The 15800-nt window shown below is 50.0% G+C and carries 13 protein-coding genes; 9 read left to right on the forward strand and 4 right to left on the reverse strand.

The genetic code is table 11. From position 1 onward, the window contains the following. The first annotated feature begins 181 nt into the window (after positions 1–181). The 6 genes from VHA_RS18740 to VHA_RS14920 all read left to right on the forward strand — a co-directional run bounded on the left by VHA_RS18740 (position 182) and on the right by VHA_RS14920 (position 7188). On the forward strand, positions 182–484 hold the full coding sequence (locus VHA_RS18740; RefSeq protein ID WP_226926526.1) for a hypothetical protein: 303 nt from the start codon (positions 182–184) through the stop codon (positions 482–484). A 370-nt stretch (positions 485–854) separates the two neighbouring features. After that, on the forward strand, positions 855–3035 hold the full coding sequence (locus VHA_RS14900) for a dihydrolipoyl dehydrogenase family protein (RefSeq protein ID WP_005505734.1): 2181 nt from the start codon (positions 855–857) through the stop codon (positions 3033–3035). A gap of 2 nt (positions 3036–3037) precedes the next feature. Then, positions 3038–4171 carry an ABC transporter substrate-binding protein gene (locus VHA_RS14905; protein ID WP_005505736.1) on the forward strand — a complete coding sequence of 378 codons (1134 nt, stop codon included), beginning with the start codon at positions 3038–3040 and terminating at the stop codon, positions 4169–4171. Between the two features lie 36 nt (positions 4172–4207). Continuing rightward, positions 4208–5914 (forward strand): ABC transporter permease, encoded by a 1707-nt coding sequence (locus VHA_RS14910; RefSeq protein WP_005505737.1) that lies wholly within the window; start codon positions 4208–4210, stop codon positions 5912–5914. Then, entirely contained in the window at positions 5877–6563 is a 687-nt protein-coding gene (locus VHA_RS14915; RefSeq protein ID WP_040529067.1) for an ATP-binding cassette domain-containing protein, read from the forward strand. The genes VHA_RS14910 and VHA_RS14915 overlap by 38 nt, the downstream gene beginning before the upstream one ends. Next, positions 6556–7188 carry a CDP-alcohol phosphatidyltransferase family protein gene (locus VHA_RS14920; RefSeq protein WP_005505740.1) on the forward strand — a complete coding sequence of 211 codons (633 nt, stop codon included), beginning with the start codon at positions 6556–6558 and terminating at the stop codon, positions 7186–7188. The genes VHA_RS14915 and VHA_RS14920 overlap by 8 nt, the downstream gene beginning before the upstream one ends. 92 nt (positions 7189–7280) lie before the next feature. Here VHA_RS14920 and bfr (VHA_RS14925) read toward each other — a convergent pair whose 3' ends face one another. The 3 genes from bfr (VHA_RS14925) to VHA_RS14935 form a co-directional block, all read right to left on the reverse strand. After that, on the reverse strand, positions 7281–7754 hold the full coding sequence (bfr, locus tag VHA_RS14925) for a bacterioferritin (RefSeq protein ID WP_005505754.1): 474 nt from the start codon (positions 7752–7754) through the stop codon (positions 7281–7283). A 2-nt stretch (positions 7755–7756) separates the two neighbouring features. Beyond that, positions 7757–8227 carry a bacterioferritin gene (gene bfr, locus VHA_RS14930; RefSeq protein WP_005505756.1) on the reverse strand — a complete coding sequence of 157 codons (471 nt, stop codon included), beginning with the start codon at positions 8225–8227 and terminating at the stop codon, positions 7757–7759. 225 nt (positions 8228–8452) lie between these two features. Then, entirely contained in the window at positions 8453–9046 is a 594-nt protein-coding gene (locus VHA_RS14935; protein WP_005505763.1) for a TetR/AcrR family transcriptional regulator, read from the reverse strand. Between the two features lie 201 nt (positions 9047–9247). On the opposite strand from VHA_RS14935, the gene VHA_RS14940 reads away from it, so the two are divergent. Beyond that, positions 9248–10345, forward strand: coding sequence for an efflux RND transporter periplasmic adaptor subunit (locus VHA_RS14940; RefSeq protein ID WP_040529069.1), 1098 nt, complete (start codon positions 9248–9250; stop codon positions 10343–10345). Between the two features lie 2 nt (positions 10346–10347). Continuing rightward, positions 10348–13398, forward strand: a complete 3051-nt coding sequence (locus VHA_RS14945) for an efflux RND transporter permease subunit (protein WP_005505767.1) — start codon at positions 10348–10350, stop codon at positions 13396–13398. A 69-nt stretch (positions 13399–13467) separates the two neighbouring features. Here the strand turns inward: VHA_RS14945 and punR are convergent, their stop codons facing one another. Beyond that, positions 13468–14370 carry a DNA-binding transcriptional activator PunR gene (gene punR / locus VHA_RS14950; protein WP_005505769.1) on the reverse strand — a complete coding sequence of 301 codons (903 nt, stop codon included), beginning with the start codon at positions 14368–14370 and terminating at the stop codon, positions 13468–13470. 112 nt (positions 14371–14482) lie between these two features. On the opposite strand from punR, the gene punC reads away from it, so the two are divergent. Further along, on the forward strand, positions 14483–15694 hold the full coding sequence (gene punC, locus VHA_RS14955) for a purine nucleoside transporter PunC (RefSeq protein WP_005505771.1): 1212 nt from the start codon (positions 14483–14485) through the stop codon (positions 15692–15694). Positions 15695–15800 lie beyond the last annotated feature (106 nt).

A 15800-nucleotide genomic window follows, 5' to 3' on the forward strand; every position in this document is an offset into this window, starting at 1 on the left:
CCCACGAACGGCCTTAAAAGCTCACTCTCGTTCATTTTGTGACAATGGTAACATTTATAAGATTTATTCAATGTCGATGATTATCAGTGCACGCAAATTTGAACTATGCCAAAAGAATAGATAGCTAAATGGCAATAAAGAGATGCATTATTCAAAGCCGTTTCCAGATCAAGATGATTGTATGTTCCGCGATCGATTCCGCAAGTGGCCACGCCGATTTAAGTGGACGGTATTCTGTTGCTTCTTTATGCCCATGCTTTCTTATGCAGCAAACACCCATGGAAGCGTTGCCCCCTCTTTCCTGACCATTATTGTGATCCTGTTTTTTGCGATCAACGTGCTTGTTGTTATCTGGGGCGTAAGACTCAACACGTTTGCCCAGCGCTCCTATTGGTACAGAAACTACCATCTTGGTGGGGCAACCACACTGGCGCTCGTCCCACTCATAGTGCTAATCCTTCAATATTCCACTTACTGCCTATGATTCAACATAAGCAGAGACACAAACTGTAAAACGACTTCCCCAAAGTGCCCGATCTATCAGCAAGCAGGTTGGGCAGAACATCGAATAACCGAAGTAGTGTGCAATAAAATGGAAAACACCCCGGTCATATCGAGCAGGTAAAAAACGGAAACACGCGCATTCCACCAATAGCTTTTGCCAAATTCTGTCGAGAACTAATCTTTGATCACAGTTTTGGCAATAGTTCTGTTTAACTCATTGGTAAATCAGTGTATTTCGCCCAGACAAAAGGAAACTTTTGCCATAGTTAATTGTGGGCCAAATCCATTGCCACTACTGTTTTACCGGTTAAGCAGATACGTGGAGTTATGTCATTACAAAAGGATCAGAAATGAACACAAAGAAGTTAGCGGTTTTGGCCGTTATCGCAGCCATCTTTATTGCTTGGTTTGCACTTGACCTCGGCGCCCTGTTTACACTCGAGAATGCCAAAGCACAACACGAAGCACTGAAGGACACCATTGCGAGTAACTTCATTACCGCAAGTGTTATTTATTTTGTCGTATACGTTGCTATGTCCGCCCTTTCACTGCCAGGTGCCGCGATTGCGACCTTGCTGGGTGCGGCACTGTTTGGGTTTTGGTGGGCGTTGCTTCTGGTCTCTTTTGCCAGCTCTATCGGCGCAACACTGGCGTTTCTCGTCAGCCGTTTCCTGTTAAAAGACTCAGTGCAGAGCAAATTTGGTGATCGACTGGCAACCATCAACCAGGGTGTAGAAAAAGACGGTCCTTTCTATCTTCTGACCTTACGTTTGATCCCGGTATTTCCTTTTTTTCTGATCAACCTGCTGATGGGCTTAACCCCAATCCGCACAGCAACCTTTTATATCGTCAGCCAGATTGGTATGTTGCCGGGTACTGCTGTGTACATCAATGCCGGTACTCAACTGGCACAGATTGATTCCCTTGGCGGCATTGTCTCTCCGGGTGTATTGCTGTCACTGGTATTGCTGGGTGTCTTCCCCATCATCGCCAAAATGGTGATGAATGTGATTCAAAAACGCCGCGTTTATGCCAAATGGCAGAAACCAGCCACTTTTGACCGCAACCTTATCGCCATTGGCGCCGGGGCTGGTGGTCTGGTAACAACCTATATTGGTGCGACAGTAAAAGCCAAAGTAACCCTGATTGAAAAACACAAGATGGGAGGTGATTGCCTTAACACTGGTTGTGTCCCTTCCAAAGCACTGATCCGCGCCGGACATGCGGTACACGAAATCAAACGTTCACAGGAATTTGGCATCAGTGCCGGTGAACCCAGTGTCGATTTCCAACAGGTAATGGGACGGGTTCATAACGTCATTGCCGGTATTGAACCTCATGACTCTGTCGAGCGTTACACCAAACTGGGTGTGGAATGTATCGAAGGTGAAGCGAAAATTCTCTCCCCGTGGGAAGTAGAAGTGAACGGCCAGCGCCTGACCACACGTAACATCGTGATTGCAACTGGTGCGCGTCCTTTAGTTCCGGGTATTCCAGGTTTGCAAGATGTCAGCTACCTCACGTCAGACAATGTCTGGGCGCTTCAGGAACAACCGAAGAAACTTCTGGTGTTGGGCGGTGGTCCTATTGGCAGTGAGCTGGCACAAAGCTTCTCCCGCTTAGGGACAGATGTCACCCTGGTAGAAATGGCAGACCAACTTCTTATCCGTGAAGATGCCGATGCAGCAGAACTGGTTGTGAAAGGCCTGAAGGAAGATGGCGTCAATATTCTGCTTGGCCATAAAGCGACACGTTTTGAAAAAGAAGGCGATGTACAGCGTGCTTACCTTGAGCACAACGGTGAAGAAGTCGTGGTAGAGTTTGATCATGTCATGCTCGCTCTGGGCCGTGTAGCCAACACCAAAGGTTTCGGTCTTGAAGATATCGGTGTCGAGCTGACAGAGCGTGGCACAGTGAAAGTGAACGAATACCTGCAAACCAACTACCCGAATATTTTTGCCGTGGGTGATGTTGCTGGCCCATTCCAGCTGACGCATGCAGCAGGCCATCAGGCGTGGTATGCCGCAGTGAACGCCCTGTTTGGCGATTTCAAGAAGTTCAAGGCAGATTACTCCGTTATGCCTGCAGCCACCTATACTGCGCCAGAAGTGGCACGAGTTGGCATCAACGAGAAAGAAGCCATTGCACTGGGCATCGACTACGAAGTCGCACATTACGGCATTGATGATTTGGACCGCGCGATTGCTGACGGTGAAGATCACGGCTTTATCAAAGTCATCACACCGAAAGGGAAAGACAAAATCCTCGGGGCAACCATTGTGGGTTCACATGCTGGTGACCTGCTCGCAGAATTCACCCTCGCGATGCGCCATGGCCTTGGATTAAATAAAATTCTCGGTACAGTGCACCCTTACCCAACCATGAGTGAAGCCACCAAGTACACTGCTGGTGTGTGGAAACAAAATAATGCGCCTCAGGGATTGCTGGTTTGGGTTGAGAAGTTCCATACCTGGATGCGCAACGAATCAAGCAGTACACCTTATCAACAACAGATCAAGGAAGACAGATAACAATGAACTTGAAATCGCTTGTCACCGCCTGCGCCCTTGCGTTCACATCAGCCGTTTCGGCGGTTGATGTATCAAACTGGGAACAGATAGAAGAAAACGCACAAGGACAAACCGTCTACTTCAACGCATGGGGCGGGAGCCAGGAAATCAATGCGTATCTTCGCTGGGCAGGTGGCGAAATCCAAGACCGTTACGGTGTCACCCTTCAGCACGTAAAAGTCTCAGATATTGCTGAAACAGTTAACCGTCTGGTGGCAGAAAAAGCCGCAGGTAAAAACGAAGGTGGCAGCGTAGATATGGTTTGGATTAACGGCGAAAATTTCAAGTCTATGAAATCCAATAACCTTCTGTTTGGCCCCTTTGTAGAAAGTTTGCCAAACTGGTCAATTGTTGATAAATCCCTTCCTGTCAGTGAAGACTTCACCGAGCCTACTGATGGTCTGGAGGCTCCTTGGGGAGTGGGTCAGCTGGTCTTTATCCATGACGGAAAGTCGTTGGCTAATCCACCGGCTTCTTTTACTGAAATGCTGAGTTTGGCGAAAGCCTATCCGGGCAGCATTTCTTATCCCAAGCCCCCTGATTTTCACGGTTCGAGCTTTCTGAAAGCAGCGCTGCTTGAACTCGCTATGGACACCGCCCCACTTTACAAACCGGTTGATGATGCCGACTTTAACGCCGTGTCATCACCGCTTTGGAAGTATCTCGATGAACTCCATACTGTTGCCTGGCGAAATGGCAACCAGTTCCCGGCGACCAGCGCAGAAACTTTCCAATTGCTGGATGATGGTGAATTACTGCTCGCTATTACATTCAACCCAAATGCCGCGGAGACTGCCGTTAAAAATGGCACACTGGCACCTTCTGCAAAAGCCTTTGCTTTTGACAAAGGCGCACTTTCCAATATCCACTTTATGGGTATTCCATGGAATGCGAACGCAAAAGAAGGGGCACTGGTTGCCATCAACTTCCTGGTGAGCGAAGAGGCTCAGGCACGCAAGGCCAACAGCGACATTTGGGGAGACCCAGCTGTCGTGAGGCTGCAAAACAACAAACCCCTGTTTAAATCTATGCCTGAACCGCACCCAAGCTGGCAGGTGGCGCTCGAACAGGCGTGGCTTAAGCGTTATGGTCAATAATTAACGTAATACGTGTTTCTGGAGAACGAGGTAAGCATGTTACGCCTGTTGTATTTGTTGACACTGATTGTGTGCTGTTTACCTCTTATTCCGGGTTTTGGCGGCGTGCTTATTTCTGCCATCAGCTACCTTCCTGTTCTTGGTTTGAATGAACCCAGCCTTGATGGCTGGCACGCTATGATGGCGTGGCCAGGGACAGACAGGGCCATCCAGCTTACTCTGTTTACCGGTATCACAGCCTCTTTTTTTGCGGTTCTTTTTACCTTTTTGATCCTCCAGTCTTGCTGGGGAACACCATTCTGGAAACGGATTGAACAGTGGTTGTCCCCGTTGCTTGCTATGCCACATGTCGCTTTTGCGATTGGGTTTGCACTGACCTTTGCCCCATCAGGCTGGTTATTCAGGTTTTTTGCCCTGTTTACCGGAGAAACGCAGCCGCACCAGTGGTCATTGGTACAGGATTGCAGCGGTATTGGGCTTATTCTTGCACTGGCAGTAAAAGAAACGCCCTTCCTGCTGTTAATGAGCCTTTCGGTCTTGAAGCAGATGGAAGTGGACCGATTATTGGCAGCGTCCAGAAGTCTCGGTTACAACCGCGCTGCCGCCTGGTTAAAAGTGGTCTTCCCGCAGTGGCTGCCAAAAATGCGTTTTCCCATTTATGCGGTACTGGCGTACGGGTTATCTGTGGTTGATGTCGCCATGATTCTGGGGCCAACATCGCCATCCACGTTTGCTGTCTTGGTGTGGCAATGGTTTAACGACCCGGATCTCTCCCTGTTGCCCCGCGCGGCTGCTGGTGCCATTTCCCTGTTTGTGCTCTGTTTCGGTGTATTGCTCGTATACCGCCTTTTCGAGAATGTGTTGATCCGGGGCTGGCAAAACTGGCAATTCAGTGGCAGTAAATCTTATCAATTGCCCGGACGCCACCTATTTAAGTTCATCGCCCTGTTACCATTTTTAATGATCCCATTATTGCTGGTCTGGTCTTTTGCCCTTCGTTGGCGTTTTCCCGATATCTGGCCGAGTCGTACCAGCGCCCGTTTTTGGGAGCAGGAATCCGGTCACCTTCTGGAGCTGGCCTCGAACAGCTTGATTCTGGGTTTAACCTCAGCCACCGTCGCCCTGATTTTTGCTGTCGGGTGTCTGGAGTATCGTGACAAATACCATAAGTCAGTGCCCCAGCTGGTGATTGCAATTCCTATGCTGATCCCGCAGCTTTCTATCTTGTTTGGTATTCAGGTCGCCATTTATATGTTGCCGGGTCAGTGGCATGTACCTGCCACTATTTGGGCCCATATTCTGTTTGCCTTCCCCTATGTGTATCTGGCGCTCGATGGTCCGTGGAAATCCTTCGATCAACGCCTGACACAAACCGCCAGAAGCCTGGGTCACAGTGCTTTCAAAGCATGGTGGCAGGTGAAGCTCCCGATTGTTATCCCTGCGATCCTGTTGGCCTGGGCGGTTGGGCTCAGCGTCAGTTTCGCCCAGTATTTGCCAACCCAGTTGCTTGGCGCTGGCCGTATTACCACCCTGACCACGGAAGCCGTGAGCCTAGCCAGTGGACAAGACCGACGCATCAGTGCGGTTTATGGTCTTATTCAGGCTTTTCTGCCGCTGGTCTTTTTCGTCCTTTCATTGGCGGCCAGCCGTTTGGCAGACCCTCGTCGGCGTCTTGCCCGACATGATGAATCCAGAGAGACAGTCAATGAGTTTGTCCGTACAAAACCTAACTATAAAGTCTAACCAGGTCACGCTGCTGAGAAACATGTCGTTTCGGGTTGAGAAAGGCCATGTCCTGTCTGTGATGGGCCCCAGTGGCTGTGGAAAATCAACCCTGTTAAGCGCCATCGCCGGACACCTTTCACCAGAGTTTTGTTGTGAAGGCAGTATTCAGGTCAACAACCAGAGCATCCATTCCCTGCCCGCTGAAAAGCGCGAAGTGGGTATTCTTTTTCAGGACGACCTGTTGTTTCCTCACCTGAATGTTTGGCAAAATCTGGCGTTTGGATTGCCAGACACCATGAGTGCCAGCGAAAAAAAGGAACGTGCTCTGGCAACACTGGCAGAGATTGAGCTTCAAGACATCGCCTTTAAGGCACCGGACCAAATATCCGGCGGGCAACGTGCCCGGATAAGCCTGATGCGTACGCTGCTTTCGCATCCCAAAGTGATTCTGCTGGATGAGCCTTTCAGCAAGCTGGATAAACCACTGCGTAAATCCTTCCGTGCCTTTGTATTCAAACAAATCAAAAACCGCAATATCGCCGCCGTGATGGTGACGCATGACGAGGATGATGTGCCGGTGGAAAGCACCCTTTTTCACTGGCCCGATGCAGAAAGCGAAATAAACACCATGGGTGACACTATCACCACGGAGAAAAACAATGCTTGATCGCTACGCTATTACAGTTATCCGCTGGCCTTTGAAGCAGGCAGCAAAACTGCCAGATAAGATAGGCTTTAGTGCCAATCAGGTAACGGTGAGTGGTTTTCTGATTGGTATGTTTGCACTGCCTGCTATTGCTTTTAAATACTATTGGCTTGGGCTGTTATTTATTGCATTGAACCGTATTTTTGATGGCTTGGATGGTGCACTTGCCCGTCGGCAGGGGATCACCGATGCCGGGGGCTTTCTCGATATTACCCTCGATTTTCTGTTCTATTCGATGATCCCGTTTGCGTTTGCACTGGCGAGCCCGGAACACAACGCCATTGCCGCGGCATTCCTTATTTTTTCCTTTATGGGGACAGGTTCAAGCTTCCTTGCCTTCGCCATCATGGTGAGTAAACGAAATATCGAGAATCCCATCTATCAAAGCAAATCACTCTATTACATTGGCGGGTTGACAGAAGGTACGGAAACTATCGCCTGTTTTGTCCTTTTCTGCCTGTTTCCCGGCTACTTTGCCGAAATTGCATGGACGTTTGGTGCATTATGCTGGGTAACCACAGCCACACGGATTTGGGCCGGTTACCAGACACTGAAGCAGAATCCCGCTGAAACGAAAGAGGATTAGGGTCGTCTCCATCAGCGGTTTCAATATCCTATGTCACAAACGAACAAGAGCCGCATTCAAGCGGCTTTTGTTCGTTTAGCAGGGTAAGCAGATTACTTGCCCATTTTTGACTGGATATAATTTTGCAATCCAACCGTTTTGATAAGGCGCAACTGTTTTTCAAGCCAGTACATATGGTCAGATTCAGTATCATCCAAAAGCTTGAGCAGGATTTCACGGGTCTGGTAATCCTGCTTTTGTTCGCAAAGCGCGATCACGTTACGCAGTTCATCGGCTACCATGTACTCGTATTTCAGATCGTTTTGCATCATCTCTTCGACATCGTTGCCGATCAGCAGCTTTTCACGGGACTGAACATCCGGCGTCCCTTCCAGAAAAAGAATGCGGTTGATCAGCATAGAGGCATGTTCGCGTTCATCGTCAGACTCATGGTTAATGCGCTCATAAAGCTCATCCATACCCCAGTCTTCATACATGCGCGCGTGGACAAAATACTGATCCATAGCAGACAACTCATTGGTCAACAAGCGGTTCAGGCCATCGATAATTTCTTGTTTTCCTTTCATGCTTATTTCCCCATCTTCGCTTGCAGATAATTTTGCAGACCTGTCAGGCCAATCAGTTCAAGTTGTGATTCAATCCAGTCGAGGTGTTCTTCTTCATCTTCCAGAATGTCATTCAGCAATTCGCGGGTCACGTAGTCTTGCTTCTCTTCACAAAGCGTAATCACTGATTTGAGTTGCTCCAGCTGCTCCTCAATCATCACCTTGTCACATTCGATCATCTCCTGAACCTCTTCACCAATACGTAGTCGCTCAAGGTGTTGTAGGTTAGGTAAACCTTCGAGGAAAAGAATACGTTCGATCAGCTTGTCCGCATGCTTCATGTCCTGAATGGACTTTTTATATTCGGCTTTATTGAGGGCTTCAAAGCCCCAATTGCCGAGCATGCGCGCATGGAGAAAATATTGGTTGATTGCGGTAAGTTCGCTGGTGAGGACGCTATTCAACCCAACGATGACGTCTTTGTGCCCTTTCATCACAGTGTTCCTTGTTTAACGCTGCCATTACAAATTCCCTAAAGATGCCTCACATCCTAAGTGAATTAATTGTCAACAACAAGGGGGGCTTTCTCAGCATTTTCAATACATTAGGCAATGATAACCATTGCTATTTTCATTCATTCTAAAGCGCGCTTTTTTGAACATGAACCCTATGCGTGTGAAATCATACGGAAGACATTGAAATATGACGTCACTTTTCCTTTAGCGACAAAAACTCGCCATCATCACACCCACAATATGCTCAATCTTCTCTTCCAATGCTTTTCCTTCAGGAATTGGCTGCATATCAAAAACCTGTGGCCAGACAAACATGCCATTAAACAGGCTCGAATAGGTTTGCGACAGGTATTCGAGTTTGACCTCTTTTATCTTCCCAGCTTTCTGGGCTTCGGCAAACCAATGGTTCAAGGATTTAGTGTTGTAGATTTTGTTGATAATTTGACTTGCCATGTCCGGTTGGCGCAGAAATTCCATCAAAATGACGCGCGTAAATGGAATGCCATATTTCCTGTAAAGGGATTCAACTTCCTTACGTGTTATCTCTATCAATTGCTCTTTCAGGCTTTTCTCTGGCTCAAAGACATAGCGTATACTTTCATCAATTGAGGATTGGATGATGGTAAGTATCGATTCGAATAACGCTTCCTTGCTTTCAAAATGACGGTATAAGGTCCGCTTTGACACTCCTGCCGACGCACAAACACGGTCTATATTGGCGGCGGAAAAGCCGTGCTGGATAAACTCTTCTTTCGCTGCATTGGTGATCGCCAGGCGCTTTTGCTCTGACCGTGTCATGGTTTCTCTCCTTCTGTCGACCCAGCCAATCTAGCAATTCAATATAAAAAAGTACACTTTAAAGTTTACCACCAAGGACAAACGCGCTTAAAATAAACTCCAAAGTTTACTTTGCGTTTATATCGCATTCTTTTCTTATCAATTAACCCTACGGGTAGTGGACTGGATCAGCCGTCCTTGAATGTGGAGTGAAGCCCAAAAATGATCACAATGAAGTCTGGCAAGTCATTGTTTAAACGCAGTGCGATTGCCTCGGTCCTTGCCGCCTCTTTTCTATTGGCCGGTTGTGGCGAAGAACCGGTTGAGCAAGAGGCTGCACCAGTCATTAAACCCGCACTGACTGAAATCGTTCAGGCGCAACGTGCCGCCGATCTAAGCTTTAACGGTGTGGTACGTGCCGCTGAACGTGCTGACCTTTCTTTCCGCATCGGTGGACGGCTGACTGACATACTGGTCAAAGAAGGCGATGAAGTAAAAAAAGGCCAGTTATTGGCAAGACTGGATGCACGTGATGCAAAAACCGCACTGGCATCTGCGGAACTTGAGCTGAAAAACACAACGCTGGAATATGAGCGGGCAAAGGCCATTTTCAAAAAGAGTCAGGCGATCTCCAAGGCGGACTTGGATGCCATCACCACCCAATTCAACCTCGCACGGAACCGTGTTGATGAAGCCCGGCGCCAACTGGAATATACCGAGTTGCATGCGCCATTCGATGGCATCATTGGCCGCAAATTGGTGGACAACCATATTCAGGTACAGGCAAATGAGTCGGTATTGACAGTACACGACCTTAGCGATCTGGAAGTGGTTATCAACGTTCCTTATCAGGTTGTGCTTTCCGGGGGGAACAGCAACAACAAAGCGATTGCTGAAATTTCGTCCATTCCGGGACAACAGTTCCCGCTGACCCTGCGCACCTTCGCCACTCAGGCCGATCCGGTTTCCCAGACCTATGCGGTGGTATTGGGGCTTGAACAAACCAACGGTTTTAGAGTTTTACCGGGTATGGCGGTCAAAGTCATCCCTGACGCCGATGCTATGGTAGATCAGGGCAATATCATCACCCTGCCTCTTACTGCGGTGGTGCCCGATAACCAGGGCAAACAATTTGTCTGGGTGGTGGATGAAAACAATCAGGCCCATAAGCGCTTCATCGAAATCGGCACACTGGTGAAAGACCGCATTGTTGTCAAAGCACACCTTAACCGTGGTGAGCGCGTCATCATTGCCGGTGTTTCCAGCGTGAAAGAAGGCATGGAAGTACGCCCTTACACTGACAACCGCGCCGGAGCATAACAATGGATATTGCACGTTATACCATTGCCAAGCGTACCAGCGTCTGGGTGCTGGTTGCCCTCACTCTGATTGGGGGGTACATCAGCTACCTGAAACTGGGCCGCTTTGAAGATCCGGAATTTGTGATTCGTCAGGCGGTGATTGTGACACCTTATTCCGGGGCGACGGCACAGGAGGTCTCAGACGAAGTCACGGATGTCATTGAAGGTGCAGTGCAGTCATTGCAAGAGCTCAAAGAGGTGAAGTCCGTCTCCATGCAGGGCATGTCTGAGGTGACGGTTGAAATCAAACTGGAGTTCGCGAAAAGCGCAGCCGACCTGCAACAGGTGTGGGACAAACTACGCCGCAAGGTTGCGGATGCGCAGCGGTTGTTGCCGCCGGGTGCTGGCCCGTCAATCGTCAACGATGACTTTTCCGACGTCTATGCCCTGTTCTTTGCTGTTACCGGTGAAGGTTTCAGCGACAAGCAACTTCAGGACTATGTCGATGCGCTGCGCCGCGAAATCGTGCTGGTGCCGGGTGTCGCAAAAACCGCCACGCTTGCCGAGCAACAGGAAACGATCTTTGTTGAAATTTACAGTGAGCGTCTGGCGGAATTTGGCGTATCAGCAGAAAAAGTGTTTCAGGTGCTGCAAAAACAAAATCTGGTCACGGTGGCAGGCAGCATCGAAACCGATGCGATGCGTATTCCCGTGATCCCGACATCCAGTGTCGATTCGGTGGCTGACCTGAAAAACCTGCAAGTGGCGGTCGGTGACAACCATACTGTATTGCGTCTCGGCGATATCGCCGACATCAAACGTGGTTACAAAGAACCTGCAACCATGTTGATGCGCTACAACGGCGAACGCGCCATTGGTTTTGGTATCTCAAATGTCGCCGGCGGCAACGTGGTAGACATGGGGGATGCGGTAAAAGCACGGCTTGCAGAGCTGGAAAGCCAGCGTCCATTGGGTATGGAACTGCATGTTATCTCCATGCAATCCGACTCGGTACGCGCTTCCGTCGCTAACTTTATCGACAACCTGATTGCGGCCGTGGCTATCGTTTTCGTGGTACTGCTGCTGTTCATGGGTGTGCGCTCTGGCGTGATCATCGGCTTTGTGTTGCTGCTGACGGTAGCAGGCACACTTTGCATCATGCTGATTGAAGATATCGCCATGCAGCGTATCTCACTGGGTGCGTTGATCATTGCGCTCGGTATGCTGGTTGATAACGCCATTGTGGTGACCGACGGTATTCTGGTTCGTCTGCAACAGGATCCGGATGCGGACCGCAAAGCCGTGGTGTCTGAAATCGTCAACAGCACCAAATGGCCACTGCTCGGCGGTACTGTGGTGGGTATCTGTGCATTCAGTGCGATTGGTTTATCGCCATCAGACATGGGGGAATATGCGGGTTCGCTGTTCTGGGTGATCCTCTACTCTATGTTCCTGAGCTGGGTGTTTGCAGTGACAGTGACCCCTATGCTGTGTCATGACTTCCTTAAAGTGGCACCGGTGAAAGCGGATAAAAAGCCCGGCCGCATGGTCACTGGCTACAAAGCCCTGCTGACATGGGTACTGAAACGCCGCATCATCAGCTGTGCCCTGTTATTCGGTACGATGGCGGCAGCTATCTGGGGTGTACAGTTTGTTCCACCCGGCTTTATGCCAGAATCACAGCGCCCACAATTTGTCATTGATGTGTACCTGCCACAAGGCTCAGACATCAAACGCACCGAGGCGGTGATTGCTGACATTGAGAAAGATGTAAAAGCGAAAGAAGGTGTAACCAATATCACCAGCTTCGTCGGTGGTGGCGGCCTGCGCTTTATGCTGACTTACGCGCCGGAACCAAGAAACCCAAGTTACGGCCAGTTGCTGATTGATATCGACGATTACACCAAGATTGCACCGCTTCTGGGCGAGCTGCAAAGCGAACTGGATACCAAATATCCGGATGCGTCCATCAAGGTGTGGAAATTCATGCTTGGCCGTGGTGGTGGCAAGAAAATCGAAGCCGGTTTCAAAGGCCCGGACAGTGCCATATTGCGTCAGCTGGCTGAGCAGGCAAAAGCCATTATGCTGGCAGATGACAACCTGATTGCGGTTCAGGATGACTGGCGTCAGCAGGTGCCTGTGCTTCGCCCGGTCTATTCTTCCGAAGAAGCCCAGCGCTTTGGCCTGACAACACAGGAAATCAACCAGGCAATTGCCCAGACCCTGACAGGCCGCAACGTGGGTGTTTACCGCGAAGGAAACGATTTGATCCCGATTGTGGTACGCGCACCGGAAAGCGAGCGCAACCACCAGCGTGCGATTGAAAATACCGAAGTGTTCAGCCCAGCGACAGGCACATTCATTCCAGTGAGCCAGTTGGTGGAATCGGTAGATGTTGTCTATCAGGATGCCATTTTGCGCCGCATCGATCGTATGCCCACCATTTTGGTACAGGCAGACCCGGCGCCGGGCGTGCTGACGGCAGATGCGTTTAATACGGTGCGCAGCAAGATTGAAGCCATTGAATTGCCGCCGGGTTATGAACTGAAATGGTACGGCGAATACAAAGCATCAAAAGATGCCAATGAGGGTCTGGTTATCTCTGCCCCTTACGGTTTTGCCGCCATGATTCTGGCCGTGGTTTTCATGTTCAACGCACTGCGCCAGCCACTGGTTATCTGGCTGACAGCACCGCTTGCCGTTGTCGGTGTTACCGTGGGCTTGATTGTGTTCCAGACACCGTTTGAATTTATGGCGATCCTCGGCTTCCTGAGCCTGATTGGTATGATGGTGAAAAACGCCATTGTATTGGTGGATCAGGCCGACGTGGAAATCCGCGACGGGAAAGCGCCGTATTTTGCGATTATCGACGCGGCGCTCAGCCGTGCGCGTCCGGTGTTGCTGGGCGCATTTACGACTATTCTTGGTGTCGCGCCGCTCTTGATTGACCCCTTCTTCAAGAGCATGGCCGTCACCATTATGTTTGGCCTGCTGTTCGCAACCATCCTGACATTGGTGGTCATTCCGCTGTTTTACGCCATTTTCTTCCGGGTGAAAGTGGAAACTGCATAATCACAAAAGGGAGCGGCTTCGCTCCCTTTCATTTTGATGGAAACAGGCAGAGGCGCAGTATAGGCAGCGTTATTCCAACCATTCCCTGTGCGCTTTTTCTGCATCACCAAGGTAATCGAGAATCCAGTTTACTGCCGGGTTTTCTTTATCTGAACGCCAGGCGATGCAGCACGGGCTTTTAGCTGGTGGATCCACCAATATTTTTTCTACTAACTCACCGCTTTCTAGGTAAGGCTCCGCCATGTGTGACGGCATCGCCCCGATTCCAAGACCGGAGCGGAAGCATTGAATGGCACTGTGCCAATTGGGCACGGTGAGGCGGCGCTGGTTATCCAACAACCATGTCGCGCGTTTGGGCAGGATCCGGGAGGTGTCTTCCAGACAAATAGCCGGATACGCCAGCAATTGCTCGTTGCTGAGTGGCTCTAGCTCAGCGGCTAACGGGTGATTTTTTGATACCACAAACCGCCAGGTCAGAATGCCCATATCCCGGTAACTGAGGTTGCCACTCACCGGGACAGCAGCCGTTGCACCAATGGCAATATCTGCCCTGTCATACGCCAGGGCATCCCAGACGCCATTGAACACTTCCATAGTGAGTAATAGCTCTACGTCAGGGAAAGCGTCATAGAAGTCACGCACCAGTGAGTCGACCCTGTCTTCACGCACCACATTGTCCAGCGCCAGTGAAACGCTGCGCGTCCAGCCGTTGGCAACGCGTTGGGTCTGGTGTCGTATCTCGTCCATCCGTTTCATCAGATCCCGAGCCTGTTGCACGAAGAACTCACCGGCTGGCGTGAGCTTTACCGAACGGTGTAAACGCTCAAATAAATTCACAGCAAGTTTGTCTTCTATTTGCCTGATGCTATAGCTCACCGCACTCGGTACTTTGTGCAATTCTTCAGCAGCGGCGGAAAAGCTACCACGGCGGGCAACTGCATCAATCACTTGAAGATCTTGATAGGAAAACATACAAATCAAATTTTTTGAAAGGAGTATCGAAATATTAGCGTTTCACACCGCTTTTCACCAGCAGTAGACTTCGCAGCCATATGTGCAAACAACTGTATAACGGACAAGTGAAATGAAAAATACGGTTCCAATGACCACGATGATCTGGTTTGCCGGACTGAGCATGCTCGGATTTCTGGCGACGGACATGTATCTGCCTGCGTTTGAAAACATCCGCCTTGAGATGGGCACCACCCAATCTATGATTAGTCTGTCGCTCACGGTGTTCCTGCTGGGTATGGCGCTGGGCCAAATCGTGTACGGGCCCCTGTCTGATCGCATTGGCCGCATCAAAGTTCTGGTCGGTGGTATGGTGCTGTTCAGTGCCGCCACTGCTGCGTGCTTTATGGCAGAAAGCATTGAAATCTTTCTGGCGGCGCGTTTTGTGCAAGCACTGGGTGCCTGCTCTGCGGCTGTGATTTGGCAAGCTGTGGTTATTGACCGCTATGATAGCAAAACCTCCCAGCGTGTATTCGCAACCATCATGCCATTGGTGGCCCTGTCTCCTGCACTGGCACCGCTGGCAGGTGCAGCGCTGGAATCCCAGTTCGGCTGGCGTAGTATTTTCATTGCACTGGTTGCTTTGGGTGTACTGTTGGTTATTACCACTCTGCGCCAGAAAGAAAGCGCACCAGCGGTTAGCAGCGACGAGAAGTTGGGTGCCAAGCTGGTTGGCGACTATAAGCGCATCATTCGCTCACGCAAGTTTATCGGTAATATGCTGGTATTTGCAGGCTGTTCAGCCGCGTTCTTTGCGTGGCTAACAGGCTCACCTTTCGTGATGACCAAGATGGGTTACAGCGGCGCAGACATTGGCATGAGCTATGTGCCCCAAACCATTGCGTTCATCGTGGGAGGTTACAGCTGCCGTGCCCTGCTGAACAAATTTGACGGTTCTGTATTGCTGCCTTGGTTTGTTGCCTTGTTCATTGCAAGCGTATCCGTGATCTTTGTGGTGTCATGGCAGACGGATGTCACCAACATCTGGCCTGTACTGATCCCATTCTGTTTCCTGGCAGCAGCAAACGGCGCGATTTACCCTATCGTGGTGAACAAAGCGCTGGAAGAATTCAAAACCTGCAGCGCAACAGCCGCGGGGTTGCTTAACTTCCTGCAAACCATGATCTGTTTTATCGCCAGTGGCGCCGTCTCTGCGTTGGCTGTCCACGGCCTGCAGACAGTGTCTGCTGTCATGATGGGGGCTGCAGTTGCTGTCGCTCTCGGATTGACACTGAGCTGGAGTGTTAACCGGGTAACGGTTAACGAAGGAATTTCAGTCATATAACAACGAGATACCAATAACGTGCCGCCTTTTAAGAAGGCGGTTTTAGCTTACTGGCGCTATTTGAAACAGATATACCCAAGCATCTTCAGTAGTTTGGGAATAGCCG

The organism is Grimontia hollisae CIP 101886, from assembly GCF_000176515.1.
Taxonomy (GTDB): domain Bacteria; phylum Pseudomonadota; class Gammaproteobacteria; order Enterobacterales; family Vibrionaceae; genus Enterovibrio; species Enterovibrio hollisae.

Coding starts and splice junctions, on each gene's coding strand:
- bfr (WP_005505756.1), bottom strand. CDS start 8,227: ATGAAAGGGCACAAAGACGTCATCGTTGGGTTGAATAGCGTCCTCACC.
- bfr (WP_005505754.1), bottom strand. CDS start 7,754: ATGAAAGGAAAACAAGAAATTATCGATGGCCTGAACCGCTTGTTGACC.
- VHA_RS18740 (WP_226926526.1), top strand. CDS start 182: ATGTTCCGCGATCGATTCCGCAAGTGGCCACGCCGATTTAAGTGGACG.
- VHA_RS14915 (WP_040529067.1), top strand. CDS start 5,877: ATGAGTTTGTCCGTACAAAACCTAACTATAAAGTCTAACCAGGTCACG.
- VHA_RS14910 (WP_005505737.1), top strand. CDS start 4,208: ATGTTACGCCTGTTGTATTTGTTGACACTGATTGTGTGCTGTTTACCT.
- VHA_RS14920 (WP_005505740.1), top strand. CDS start 6,556: ATGCTTGATCGCTACGCTATTACAGTTATCCGCTGGCCTTTGAAGCAG.
- VHA_RS14905 (WP_005505736.1), top strand. CDS start 3,038: ATGAACTTGAAATCGCTTGTCACCGCCTGCGCCCTTGCGTTCACATCA.
- punR (WP_005505769.1), bottom strand. CDS start 14,370: ATGTTTTCCTATCAAGATCTTCAAGTGATTGATGCAGTTGCCCGCCGT.
- VHA_RS14945 (WP_005505767.1), top strand. CDS start 10,348: ATGGATATTGCACGTTATACCATTGCCAAGCGTACCAGCGTCTGGGTG.
- VHA_RS14935 (WP_005505763.1), bottom strand. CDS start 9,046: ATGACACGGTCAGAGCAAAAGCGCCTGGCGATCACCAATGCAGCGAAA.
- VHA_RS14900 (WP_005505734.1), top strand. CDS start 855: ATGAACACAAAGAAGTTAGCGGTTTTGGCCGTTATCGCAGCCATCTTT.
- punC (WP_005505771.1), top strand. CDS start 14,483: ATGAAAAATACGGTTCCAATGACCACGATGATCTGGTTTGCCGGACTG.
- VHA_RS14940 (WP_040529069.1), top strand. CDS start 9,248: ATGATCACAATGAAGTCTGGCAAGTCATTGTTTAAACGCAGTGCGATT.